This is a genomic window from Arenibacter sp. P308M17 (genome assembly GCF_003426735.1).
GTDB lineage: Bacteria > Bacteroidota > Bacteroidia > Flavobacteriales > Flavobacteriaceae > Arenibacter.
This window is the reverse complement of sequence record NZ_QVON01000006.1, coordinates 275,750-288,422: the sequence shown is the minus strand read 5'-3', so window position 1 is coordinate 288,422 and position 12,673 is coordinate 275,750. Positions and strand designations below refer to the sequence as shown.

Annotated in this window: 10 protein-coding genes; 8 read left to right on the top strand and 2 right to left on the bottom strand. The window is 42.5% G+C overall.

All coding sequences use genetic code 11. The features are described from left to right. Positions 1-4: 4 nt before the first annotated feature. From accD to D0S24_RS15720, 8 genes are all read left to right on the top strand, one after another. Positions 5-865, top strand: a complete 861-nt coding sequence (gene accD, locus D0S24_RS15755; protein WP_117020778.1) for an acetyl-CoA carboxylase, carboxyltransferase subunit beta — start codon at positions 5-7, stop codon at positions 863-865. A gap of 117 nt (positions 866-982) precedes the next feature. Beyond that, entirely contained in the window at positions 983-1,252 is a 270-nt protein-coding gene (rpsO, locus tag D0S24_RS15750; protein WP_031442673.1) for a 30S ribosomal protein S15, read from the top strand. 226 nt (positions 1,253-1,478) lie between these two features. After that, positions 1,479-3,698, top strand: coding sequence for a polyribonucleotide nucleotidyltransferase (locus D0S24_RS15745; protein WP_117020777.1), 2,220 nt, complete (start codon positions 1,479-1,481; stop codon positions 3,696-3,698). A 205-nt stretch (positions 3,699-3,903) separates the two neighbouring features. Continuing rightward, the gene (locus D0S24_RS15740; protein WP_117020776.1) at positions 3,904-4,767 is read left to right on the top strand and encodes an RNA polymerase sigma factor RpoD/SigA; all 864 of its coding nucleotides are present in this window, start codon (positions 3,904-3,906) and stop codon (positions 4,765-4,767) included. A 234-nt stretch (positions 4,768-5,001) separates the two neighbouring features. Continuing rightward, entirely contained in the window at positions 5,002-7,203 is a 2,202-nt protein-coding gene (locus D0S24_RS15735) for a radical SAM protein (protein ID WP_117020775.1), read from the top strand. A gap of 62 nt (positions 7,204-7,265) precedes the next feature. Beyond that, complete coding sequence (locus D0S24_RS15730) at positions 7,266-8,501, top strand: DEAD/DEAH box helicase (RefSeq protein ID WP_117020774.1); 1,236 nt, start codon at positions 7,266-7,268, stop codon at positions 8,499-8,501. A 111-nt stretch (positions 8,502-8,612) separates the two neighbouring features. Continuing rightward, the gene (gene rpe, locus D0S24_RS15725) at positions 8,613-9,272 is read left to right on the top strand and encodes a ribulose-phosphate 3-epimerase (RefSeq protein WP_117020773.1); all 660 of its coding nucleotides are present in this window, start codon (positions 8,613-8,615) and stop codon (positions 9,270-9,272) included. Further along, positions 9,272-10,264 carry a YpdA family putative bacillithiol disulfide reductase gene (locus D0S24_RS15720; protein ID WP_117020772.1) on the top strand — a complete coding sequence of 331 codons (993 nt, stop codon included), beginning with the start codon at positions 9,272-9,274 and terminating at the stop codon, positions 10,262-10,264. The genes rpe and D0S24_RS15720 overlap by 1 nt, the downstream gene beginning before the upstream one ends. Before the next feature lie 83 nt (positions 10,265-10,347). Here D0S24_RS15720 and D0S24_RS15715 read toward each other — a convergent pair whose 3' ends face one another. Beyond that, complete coding sequence (locus D0S24_RS15715) at positions 10,348-11,577, bottom strand: glycoside hydrolase family 88 protein (protein ID WP_117020771.1); 1,230 nt, start codon at positions 11,575-11,577, stop codon at positions 10,348-10,350. A 74-nt stretch (positions 11,578-11,651) separates the two neighbouring features. Continuing rightward, positions 11,652-12,668, bottom strand: a complete 1,017-nt coding sequence (locus D0S24_RS15710) for a LacI family DNA-binding transcriptional regulator (protein WP_251795804.1) — start codon at positions 12,666-12,668, stop codon at positions 11,652-11,654. Between the last annotated feature and the right edge of the window lie 5 nt (positions 12,669-12,673).

Here is a 12,673-nt window from a genome sequence, read left to right as displayed (position 1 = left end):
GCTTATGTCGTCTTGGTTCAAGAGAAAGGAAAAAGGAATACAAACTGCCACTGACCAAAAAAAGGATACCCCAAGGGGCCTTTGGTACAAATCGCCTACCGGAAAAATTGTTGAATCCGATGAGTTGGCCAAGAATTTTTATGTTAGCCCGGAAGATGATTACCATGTACGAATAGGTAGTAAGGAATACTTTGAAATTCTTTTCGATAATAACAAATTTACCGAACTGGATGCCAAACTTTCTTCCAAGGATCCATTGAAATTTGAGGATACCAAAAAGTACGTGGACCGGTTAAAGGCGGCCGAAGCAAAAACAGGCCTTAAGGATGCCGTAAGGACAGGAGTTGGAAAATCATTGGGAAAGGAAGTTGTGATCTGCTGCATGGACTTCAGCTTTATTGGTGGGTCTATGGGCAGTGTGGTAGGGGAAAAAATAGCTAGGGGTATAGATCATGCCATCAAAAAGAAAATTCCCTTTGTAATGATTTCCAAATCCGGGGGAGCACGTATGATGGAAGCAGCATTGTCCCTTATGCAATTGGCCAAAACATCGGCCAAATTGGCACAACTTGCGGATGCCGGTATCCCTTATATTTCCTTGTGTACGGATCCGACCACTGGAGGAACAACGGCTTCCTACGCCATGCTTGGGGATATAAACATTTCCGAGCCGGGAGCCTTGATCGGTTTTGCAGGCCCCCGTGTGGTAAAGGAGGCGACCGGTAAGGAATTGCCGGAAGGGTTCCAGACCGCCGAATTCCTTCAAGAACATGGTTTTTTGGATTTCATTGTCCATCGCAGGGACCTAAAGAAAAAAATTAATCTATATATAGATCTGATAGAAAACAACCCTGTTAGGATATAAAAAATAATCCCTTTTCAAAAAATAATAGGATTGCACAAGGTTTCTAAAAAAAAGTCTATCTTTGCGCCCTGATTGAAAATCAATCATGTACATAAAAATCATTTAAATAATATTGGAATGTATTTAACCAAAGAAGTAAAGGCCGAGATTTTTAAAAAACACGGCGGAGAAGAAAAAAACACAGGTTCCGCTGAAGGGCAGATAGCCTTGTTTACCCACAGAATCAACCACTTGACTGAGCATTTGAAAAAGAACCGCAAGGATTTTAACACGGAGCGCTCATTGGTAAAATTGGTAGGCAAGAGAAGATCCCTTTTGGATTACTTGATCAAAAAGGATATCATTAGATACCGTGCCATCATTAAGGAATTAGGAATTAGAAAATAAGTTACCAAAAGGGGAAAGTGTTACTTTCCCCTTTTTTACAATACCAGTAGCATTGTTTTTAGGTACTACTGCAAAGCCCCAAAGGTTTCCAATGGGCACAAACAAAAAGCTTGCACATAGTTTTTCATTGGTCAACAACACACAACTACAACACAACAACACGTCTATAACAGACGAAAGACCATTGTTTAACAAACCTGAAAGAGACAGGTTTTAATTCGTATTTATGATACCAAAAGTATTTAGAGAGGTCATAGACCTTGGGGACGGTAGGGAGATTTCTATCGAAACCGGAAAATTGGCAAAACAGGCCCATGGTTCTGTTGTTGTACAGTCTGGAAAATGTATGCTGTTATGTACGGTCGTTTCCAATTACAAACAAAGTGATGTGGATTTCCTTCCACTTACGGTAGATTACCGTGAAAAATTTGCAGCTTCCGGACGTTACCCGGGAGGTTTCTTCAAGAGGGAAGCCAGACCTAGCGACGGTGAAGTATTGACCATGAGATTGGTGGATCGCGTTTTACGTCCCCTTTTCCCTAAGGATTACCATGCAGAGACCCAGGTGATGATCCAATTAATGTCCCATGATGAGGATGTAATGCCCGATGCTATGGCAGGATTGGCCGCTTCCGCTGCCATTCAACTTTCAGATTTCCCTTTTGAATGTGCTATTTCAGAGGTACGTGTTGGTCGTATCGACGGTGAATTTATTATCAATCCTACCAGGGCCCAATTATTGGTATCGGATATCGATATGGTTATTGGAGCTTCAGCAGATTCCGTTATGATGGTTGAAGGGGAAATGAAGGAAATTTCCGAGGAGGAGATGGTAGAGGCCATTAAATTTGCCCATGATGCCATAAAGGTACAATGTGCTGCCCAACTTAAATTGGCGGAAGCATTCGGCAGAAAAGAAGTTCGCGGGTACGAGTCGGAAAGGGAAGATGAAGCTTTGGCCAAAAAAATCCACGACATGGCCTATGATAAGGTTTATGCCATTGCAAAGGCCGGTTCGGCAAAGCACGAAAGAAGTGCTGCCTTCGATGCCATAAAGGAAGAAATAAAAGCTACATTTTCTGAAGAGGAATCTGCAGATTTTGGAGATTTAATTTCAAGGTATTACTACAAGGCCGAAAAAGCCGCAGTAAGGGACCTAACCTTAAATGAGGGACTTCGTTTGGACGGTAGAAAAACCGATGAAATTAGACCGATCTGGTGCGAGGTGGACTATTTACCTTCAACACACGGTTCCGCCATTTTCACCCGTGGGGAAACCCAGGCCTTGGCTACGGTTACTTTGGGAACTTCCAGGGAAGCCAACCAAATAGACATGCCATCGTTTGAAGGTGAAGAAACTTTCTATCTACATTACAACTTCCCCCCTTTCTCGACTGGGGAAGCCAGACCTATTAGAGGTACTTCACGTAGAGAGGTAGGACATGGTAACTTGGCCCAACGTGCCCTAAAAGGAATGGTCCCTGAGGATTGTCCCTATACAGTACGTGTGGTATCGGAAGTATTGGAATCCAACGGTTCGTCCTCTATGGCAACTGTCTGTGCAGGAACCATGGCATTGATGGACGCCGGGGTACAATTAAAGAAACCTGTTTCCGGTATTGCCATGGGATTGATTTCCGATAGTGAATCAGGAAAATATGCAGTATTATCCGATATACTTGGGGATGAAGATCACCTAGGGGATATGGACTTTAAAGTTACCGGTACCGCAGACGGAATTACCGCTTGCCAAATGGACATTAAAGTAAAAGGACTATCCTATGAAATTTTGGTCAACGCATTAAAGCAGGCCGGAGCAGGGCGTTTGCACATCTTAAGCAAATTGGTAGATACCATTGCCGCACCCAATGCAGATGTTAAACCACATGCACCCAAGATGGTTACCAGAGTTATTCCTGGAGAATTCATTGGAGCATTGATAGGACCTGGAGGAAAAGTAATACAAGAATTACAAAAAGCTTCCAAAACAACCATCGTAATCAATGAAGATCCGATTACCGAGGAAGGTATTGTTGAAATACTGGGTACATCACAGGAAGGTATAGATATGGTTCTTGCCAAAATCGATTCCTTATTATTTAAACCAGTGGTAGGTAGCGTATACGAAGTGAAGGTGATCAAAATGCTGGATTTTGGTGCCGTTGTGGAATATACGGATGCCCCTGGTAACGAGGTATTGCTCCACGTTTCCGAATTGGCCTGGGAAAGAACAGAAAATGTTTCCGATGTGGTAAATATGGGGGATGTTTTTGATGTGAAGTACTTTGGCCTGGACCCAAGGACAAGAAAGGAAAAAGTGTCACGTAAGGCATTAATGCCAAAACCGGAAGGTTATAAGGAAAGACCCCCAAGGGAAGATCGCGGCAGAAATGATAGGGGCAACGATAGAAATAGGGATAGGGATCGTAAGCCGAGAAGGGATTAGTGTCCTATTAACACTAGTTTTTAAATAACGTTACAGGTACCAAAAGCCACGTTTTCACCTTTTTTGAAGGAGAGCGTGGCTTTTTTTATGCATTTTATCTAAAAAAATAAAATTAAACGGACCAATTGTAACATTTCCAAGTTTTCAACGTATAATCTTATGCAGCTTATGCTTAATGCACATAATTTAGAAAGATAAAATTTCGATGAGACAGCTTAAAATTACAAAACAGGTTACCAATAGAGAAACTGCTTCTTTGGATAAATACTTACAGGAAATAGGTAAGGTAGATTTAATTACGGCAGATGAAGAAGTAGAATTGGCACAACGGATCAAGGCAGGTGATCAACGTGCACTTGAAAAATTGACCAAAGCCAATTTACGATTTGTGGTTTCCGTTGCAAAGCAATACCAAAATCAAGGTCTGACCCTTCCGGATTTGATCAACGAAGGCAACCTTGGCCTGATTAAAGCTGCACAACGTTTTGATGAAACCCGAGGTTTTAAGTTTATATCCTATGCGGTTTGGTGGATTCGCCAATCCATTTTACAGGCTTTGGCGGAACAATCGCGTATTGTAAGACTGCCCTTGAACAAGATCGGATCTATCAACAAGATAAATAAGACCTTTGCCTTCTTGGAGCAGGCCCATGAAAGACAGCCTTCTGCGGAAGAAATAGCGAAGGAATTGGATATGACCGTAGAGGACGTAAAACAATCGTTAAAAAATTCAGGGCGCCACGTATCCATGGACGCTCCCTTGATAGACGGTGAAGATTCCAACCTGTACGATGTATTGCGTAGTGGGGAATCCCCAAATCCGGACAAGGAATTGTTGCACGAATCCCTTAGAACGGAAATAGAAAGGGCGTTGGAAACCTTGACCCCAAGGGAAGCGGATGTAATTCGCCTGTACTTTGGCCTGGCAGGACAACATTCCATGACATTGGAAGAAATTGGGGAGACTTTTGACCTTACCAGGGAAAGGGTCCGCCAAATAAAGGAAAAGGCTATTAGAAGGCTAAAACATACTTCAAGAAGCAAAATCCTGAAAACATATCTTGGTTAATCCAAACAATTATTTTTTTTGCACAAATACTTCCCGCCATGGGAAAGTTGGTCCAAAAATCGTAAATTGTGTACAGTAACAACAGTTATCATGACTGTTCGTTTTTTGATTGATGAATAAACTCCGGCTGATTACCGGAGTTTTTTTGTTTATGCATTTTATAATTCCTAACAAGTCTTTTCCATATTCAACAAAAAACACTCCTATCTTTGTATCACTGTACACAAACATTCCATGGCGAAAGACCTCCTTTTAATAACACCTCCCTTTACCCAATTGAACACTCCCTATCCGGCAACCGCCTATTTAAAAGGTTTTTTAAATACCAAGGGAATAAGCGCCTTTCAAATGGATCTGGGCATAGAGGTTATATTGGAAATTTTCTCCAAAAACGGACTTAGGAATATTTTTGACCTGGCCTGGACCAACAATTCCATAAGATCCAACAACTGCCAAAGAATAAACGCACTAAAGGAGGATTATTTAAATACCATAGATTCCGTGGTTTCCTTTTTACAAGGCCATAATGCCACCTTTGCCAGACAAATCTGTACTCCCTACTTTTTGCCCCAGGCAGGGAGGTTTGATCAATTGGACGATTTGGAATGGGCCTTCGGGAGTATGGGGCATCAGGATAGGGCCAAACACCTGGCTACCTTATATTTGGAAGACCTGTCCGATTTTATCGTAGAATGTGTTGATGAAAATTTCGGTTTTAGCCGTTACGCGGAACGCTTGGGAAGAAGCGCCAATTCCTTTGATGAACTCTACCGGCATTTACAAAGTGAAATCACTTATATAGACCAATTGGCCCTGGATATTTTGGCCAAAACCCTCGGGACTGTGAATCCCAAGTTGGTTTGCTTTTCCGTTCCCTTCCCGGGCAACCTGTACAGCGCGTTTAGAGCTGCCCAATTTATAAAGGCGAACTATCCCAAAATCAAAGTAACCATGGGTGGGGGATTTCCTAATACGGAATTGAGATCGGTCTCGGATATACGGGTATTCTATTTTTTCGATTTCATTAGTCTGGACGATGGAGAGCTTGCCCTGGAACTGTTGACGGCCCATTGCCTGGACCCACTAGCCGAAGATAGTGCCGCCCTATTAAAAAGAACCTTTTTATTAAAGGACGGTACGGTATTTTACAATAATCTCTCCCCAAGGACAGATTACAGACAGAGCGAGGTAGGTACCCCGGATTATTCCGATCTATTACTGGACAAGTACATCTCTGTCATAGAAATCGCCAACCCCATGCACAGCCTATGGAGCGATGGCCGCTGGAACAAACTTACCATGGCACATGGGTGCTATTGGGGCAAATGCACCTTTTGTGATATCTCCCTAGATTATATAAAAATCTATGAACCCCTAACTGCCAAACTATTGGTAGGCCGGATGGAGGAGCTCATTGCACAAACCGGTGAAACAGGATTTCATTTTGTTGATGAAGCCGCTCCCCCAGCATTGATGAGGGCCTTGGCACTTGAAATAATAAAACGGAAGTTAAGCGTTAGCTGGTGGACCAATATTAGGTTTGAAAAAAGCTTTGGCCGGGACCTCTGCAAATTACTAAGGGTATCGGGCTGTATTGCCGTTTCCGGTGGACTGGAAGTGGCGTCGGACAGATTGTTGGCCCTGATCCAAAAAGGGGTTACCGTAGAACAGGTGGCCAGGGTGAACCGTAATTTTACGGAGGCAGGTATTATGGTGCATTGCTATCTTATGTACGCCTACCCTACCCAAACGGTCCAAGAAACCGTAGATAGCCTGGAAATGGTAAGGCAAATGTTTCAATTGGGGATACTACAATCGGGCTTCTGGCATCAATTTACCCTTACCGCCCACAGCCCGGTAGGTCTCAATCCCGAGGATTACCATATTGTACCGGACTATCAGCCCATCACTTTTGCCAATAATGACATCCAGTATAGGGATACCACTGGTATAGATCACGAAAAGTTTGGCCATGGATTAAAAAAATCCCTTTTTAACTATATGCACGGCATTTGTTTGGACCACCCCTTGCAGAAATGGTTCAATTTTAAAATACCCAAAACCACCATTGCCCCCAACTTTATAGAAAATGCCCTTGTAGAAGAGCCCTTTCTAAGCACCAAACCCAATGCCAAAATAATCTGGCTGGGAAGTACCCCCATTACGGAAACACTTACTAAATCCAAGAAAGGAAATACCTGGGAATTGCTCCAAATGACATTTCATGACAAGGCAGGCCCTATCTGCATTACCGTAGACAAGGAGCATGGGGAATGGCTAAAGGACGCCTTGGCCAATAGATTAGGTGCTAATGGAAAAATCGCCACTTTTGACGAGCTTAAAACCGATTTTCAATCGCATTTTGAAAATTTTGAACTGTTCTGGTATTCCAAGCCTCTACAAACTTTAAGGGCCCATGGTCTCTTAAGCTTGTAGACCATCCCAGCGCCTGACTTGCCATTTTAGCTTACCTTTGTACACATCACTACCTAAACCTTATGAATTTTAAAGAATTGAAGCTTAATAAACATCTCCTGAGAGCTGTCGCGGAAAAAAACTATGACGACCCAACTGCCATTCAGGAAATTGCCATCCCCCTGGTCTTACAGAAAAATGACATTATAGCCTCTGCCGAAACAGGAACGGGCAAGACTGCAGCTTTTGCCCTGCCCATACTGCAGCTCTTATTTGACAAGCAGGAAACTTCGGAAAAAGGCAGAAAAATTAAAGCCCTGATTATAAGCCCCACCCGCGAATTGGCCTCGCAGATCCATGAAAGCTTCTTGGATTATGGAAAATATACCCATTTAACATCGGCCGTTATTTACGGAGGTACAAAGATAGAACCACAAATAGCCGCTTTAAAAAAGGGAGTGGATATCTTGGTGGCCACACCGGGCAGGTTATTGGACCTGCACAAACAAGATAAGGCAAATTTGGATTATGTGGAGACATTGGTGCTGGATGAAGCCGATCTGATGCTAGCTATGGGATTTATTGATGACGTAAAAAAAATAGAGCGTCTTTGCCCCAATGAAAAACAGACCCTCCTTTTTTCGGCCACTATGCCCTTTAAAGTGGTACAATTGGCAGACACAATATTAAAAGATCCCAAGAAAGTAGCCATAACCCCCACTTCTTCGGCAGCGGCCACCGTGAACCAATTATTGTACTATACTCCAAAACCCAATAAAATAGAACTCTGTCTCTACTTGCTAAGAAATACCATAAAGGGCAATATCCTCATCTTTAGACGTACAAAATACGGAGTGGAAAAATTGGAAAAAACCCTTCGCAACAATAATTTCAAGGTAGATAGCCTACACGGGGACAAGTCTCAGGACGAGCGACAAGCAGCATTGGGTAAATTTAAACAAGGAGCAACCAACATTTTGGTAGCCACGGATGTCGCGGCCAGAGGATTGGATATAGAAGAACTGGATGCCGTTATCAATTTTGACCTGCCCAATGTACCGGAGACCTATGTGCACCGTATAGGAAGGACGGGAAGAGCAGGGAATACAGGGACATCCTATGCCTTTTGTTCCGCGGATGAAAAAGGATATGTATCCACTATTCAAAAACTGATGCAAAAACACATCCAGGTTGTTGAGGACCACCCATATCCCTTGGATCCCAAGGCCAAACCACAGGTGCACAAAAAACAGGGCAGCAAATATAAAAAGGGCAGGAAGTCCGTTGCCTCCAAAAAGAAAAAGAAACGCTGGTATTAAGAGCATATATTCCTAAAACCAACTACTGGTCCCACACTCATAAACGCACTCGCCAATTCCTATAAACCATATCATTTCACTACCTTTGTAGAAATAATTTCTATAAAAATAATGGACAAAAAAATTATTGCCCCTTCCCTTCTGGCCGCCGATTTTGCCAATCTACAGCGCGATATTGAAATGGTAAACCACAGTGAGGCCGATTGGCACCATATTGATATTATGGATGGGGTTTTTGTGCCCAACATCTCTTTTGGAATGCCCGTCCTAAAGGCAATTGCGGCCCATGCCACCAAAACCTTGGACGTACATCTTATGATTGTAGATCCGGATCGCTATATTAAGACCTTTGCCAAATTGGGGGCCAACAACCTGACCGTACATTATGAAGCCTGTCCACATTTACACCGTACCTTACAGGCCATAAAAGCCGAAGGAATGGCGGCAGGTGTGGCATTAAACCCGCATACCAATATCAATGTACTGGAGGATGTTATCAATGATATCGATCTAGTATGTATTATGAGTGTAAATCCTGGTTTTGGTGGACAATCGTTTATTGAAAATACCTATCAAAAAATAAAGGCCCTAAAGGAACTCATCAACAGGAAAAGTGCCCATACCCTAATTGAGGTCGATGGGGGCGTTACCTCTGAAAATGCCAAGCAACTAATAGATGCAGGGGCGGATATTTTAGTGGCAGGGAGTTTCATATTTAAGAGTAACAATCCGGCCCTGACCATTAAGGAACTCAAAAAAATAGTAGGATAATGAAAATTTGGGACGTAATAATCGTAGGTGGTGGTCCCATTGGCATTGCCTGTGGCCTGGAAGCCAAAAAAAGAGGATTATCCTATTTAATCCTTGAAAAGGGATGTATCGTTAATTCCTTATACAATTACCCCCTCAACATGCAGTTCTTTTCATCTTCCGAAAAACTGGAAATCGATGAAATTCCTTTTATCAGCATAGAGGCGAAACCTAAAAGAAATGAGGCTTTGGAATATTATAGACGGATAGTGACCTCCAATCAACTTAACATTGCCCTGTTTGAAAAAGTAAATTCGATCAATAAAACGGAAGGGCTCTTCCACATTGTTTCCGATAAGAACACTTACGTATCCAACAATGTGGTCATTGCCACAGGATTCTACGATATTCCGAACAGAATGAACGTACCGGGTGAAGATTTAAAAAAGGTTTCCCATTATTACAAGGACCCCCATTTTTATTCCAGCCAGAAGGTAGCGGTCATCGGGGCCAGTAATTCGGCCATAGACGCTGCCCTGGAGTGTTACAGGAAAGGGGCAGATGTTAGCTTGATCATTAGAGGGCCGGAAGTGGGCCAACGTGTAAAATATTGGGTAAGGCCCGATATTATCAATAGGATCGAGGAAGGCAATATAAAAGTCCATTACAACAGCACCGTTCAGGAAATTAAGGAAGATGAAATTATCCTTGATACGCCTAGCGGTTTAAAAAGCTTGAAGAATGATTTTGTTCTTGCACTGACCGGATATATGCCCAATTTTGCCTTCTTGGAAAAAATAGGGATCCATTTGTCCGATGATCAGAAAAAACTTCCCCAATACGACCCCAAGACCATGGAAACCAACATCGATAATTTATACTTGGCCGGAGTAATTTGCGGGGGAATGGAAACCCATAAATGGTTTATAGAAAACTCCAGGATCCATGCCAATATGATTATGGACCATATTGTACAGAAGACGAAACCGGTAAATCTCGGCCAAGATAAGTAGGTTTAACAACCCTTATGTGGCAGTGCCTGCAAATCGTAAAAAACAGAAGATTCATCTTCCCTTCCGTGATGGACACACATCCATTAATTGTACGTCCCCATTTTCTTTAGTCTGTCCAAAGCTTCAATATAATAGTAATCCGCATAGATCAGGGCTACATCAATTTCATGGCCCAAGGACTTTGCACCGGTAGAATGCAACAAAAAGGAATCTGCCTTCCCTACTCCTGAATATTTATCCGAACTCAAGGATTCCAACATCCGTATAGCCGCATCGTAATATTGTTTTTGTTTATTCTTATCCTGTACCAAAGTACTTAACTCCAATAGGCCGGAAGCCACAATGGCAGCGGCAGATGCGTCCCGCTCTTCCATTTCTTTATTGGGCACATCAAAATCCCAATAAGGCACATAATCCTCAGGAAGAAGTTCCAGATACCTATCCGCTAACTTTACTACAAAATCCAAGAATTTTTTATCTCCCGTCTCCCTATACACCATGGAGTACCCGTATACTCCCCATGCCTGTCCACGAGACCACCTACTATCATCGGCGTAGCCTTGTTTCGTGTGCCTGTTCAGCACATCTCCGGAAAGGGTGTCATATTCAATAACATGCCATGAAGTGTAGTCCGGCCTGAAATGATTTGCCATAGTCGTCTCCGCATGTTTTACGGCAATATCATAATACCGTTGATCACCTCCATTTTTGGAGGCCCAGAACAAAAGCTCCAAATTCAGCATATTGTCGATTATGGTAATATGTTGTTGCCAACGCGGGTGCATCTTATTGGACCAAGATCTTATGGTGCCAACATTTGGATCGTACCTGCTGGCCAAGGATTTGGCCGAAGTTAGGAGAATGTCCTTATACTCCTTTTTGTTTCCTAATATAAAGCCGTTGCCATAAGCAGGAAACATCATAAACCCTATGTCATGGTGCTCGTTGATCGTTTTAAAATCTTCAAATACTTCTGTTCTTTTTATAGCCTCATTTTTCCATTTTGGATCCTTGGTAAGGTCGTACATATACCATAGGATTCCCGGATAAAAACCTGAGGTCCAAACCAATCTCCCATTGGAAATTTCCTTCCATTCGGTTTCGTTGGTCTCGATCAGTCTTGGATGTTTGGTAAGATCTTTAAGTTTGGGGACAACCCTATTTAATTGAGCCTCACAGTTTTTAATTTCCTCATCCAGGTCAAAGGAAGCTATACTGGCCAAAGCCTTACTATCTAATTCATTATTTTTATTCTTGGTCCAACTTTGGCAGCTTGCCAAACAAATAAGAAGGGAAATGAGAAATGGTTTCATAGGATTTATTTATATTATGGTTTTATTTTATTGCTTCCAGATCATTCGTATTTTAATCCACGGACTTTTTAGTTTCATCTTCTCGAGGAATCGCGTTCAATTAAGGATGATTTTAGAATTGTTGTCTTGGCCTTGACGGTAATGGTTGTACGGCTCATTTCTTCCAGCAATAGCCTGGTGGCAAGCTGCCCAATTTCAAAGCCCGGCTGATCTATTGTGGTTAGGGAAGGATCTATTATCCCTGAAACGGGTTCGTTACTGAACCCAACAATGGCCATTTCATCCGGTATTATTACTCCTTCCCTCTTAAAATACTTCATGGCACCAATGGCGGCAACATCATTGGCGGAAAATAACCCATCTACTGTATATGGCAAAGAAAGCAAGGTCCTTGCCCCTTCCTCTCCATCATTTTCCATAAGGCCTGAATGAAGTACCAATTCAGGTCTATATGAAATTTTGTGTTTTTCCAGGGCGCTTATGTACCCGGCAGTCCTATTCCTATAAATAGCCAATGCTTGGGGCCCGGAAAAATGCCCTATGTTTCTGCATCCCTTTAAAATTAAATGCTCCGTAGCATCAAATCCACCTTGAAAGTCATCAATAAGCACACTGCTAACCCCCTCTATCCCACAATGCCTGTCAAAGAACAAAAATGGGGTCCCATTGTTCTTCATATTCAACAAATGGTCGAATTTAACGGTTTCCATGGAAACGGACAGCAATACTCCGGCTACCCTATTGGCCAATAAAGTTTCTACAATCTTGCGCTCCCTTTCCAACTGTTCCAAGGACTGACAAATAATTACATTATAGCCCGCATCATAGGCGGCTTCCTCTATACCCGAAATTACGGATGAAAAGAAGTGACGTGAGATTCTCGGTACAATTACCCCTATGGTATTGTTTACGCTTTTACGTAGATTTGAAGCCAGCACATTACGTTGATACCCCAATTCATTAGCCTTTGCCAATATTCTGTCCTTGGTCTTCAGGCTCACCCTTGGACTATTGTTCAACGCTCTTGAAACGGTAGAAGCATCTATCTTCATGGCCCTGGCAATATCGTGTATGGTAGTTTTATTTTCCACAATTA

Coding starts and splice junctions, on each gene's coding strand:
- D0S24_RS15720 (WP_117020772.1), top strand. CDS start 9,272: ATGAAAATTTGGGACGTAATAATCGTAGGTGGTGGTCCCATTGGCATT.
- D0S24_RS15730 (WP_117020774.1), top strand. CDS start 7,266: ATGAATTTTAAAGAATTGAAGCTTAATAAACATCTCCTGAGAGCTGTC.
- rpsO (WP_031442673.1), top strand. CDS start 983: ATGTATTTAACCAAAGAAGTAAAGGCCGAGATTTTTAAAAAACACGGC.
- D0S24_RS15735 (WP_117020775.1), top strand. CDS start 5,002: ATGGCGAAAGACCTCCTTTTAATAACACCTCCCTTTACCCAATTGAAC.
- rpe (WP_117020773.1), top strand. CDS start 8,613: ATGGACAAAAAAATTATTGCCCCTTCCCTTCTGGCCGCCGATTTTGCC.
- accD (WP_117020778.1), top strand. CDS start 5: ATGTCGTCTTGGTTCAAGAGAAAGGAAAAAGGAATACAAACTGCCACT.
- D0S24_RS15745 (WP_117020777.1), top strand. CDS start 1,479: ATGATACCAAAAGTATTTAGAGAGGTCATAGACCTTGGGGACGGTAGG.
- D0S24_RS15715 (WP_117020771.1), bottom strand. CDS start 11,577: ATGAAACCATTTCTCATTTCCCTTCTTATTTGTTTGGCAAGCTGCCAA.
- D0S24_RS15740 (WP_117020776.1), top strand. CDS start 3,904: ATGAGACAGCTTAAAATTACAAAACAGGTTACCAATAGAGAAACTGCT.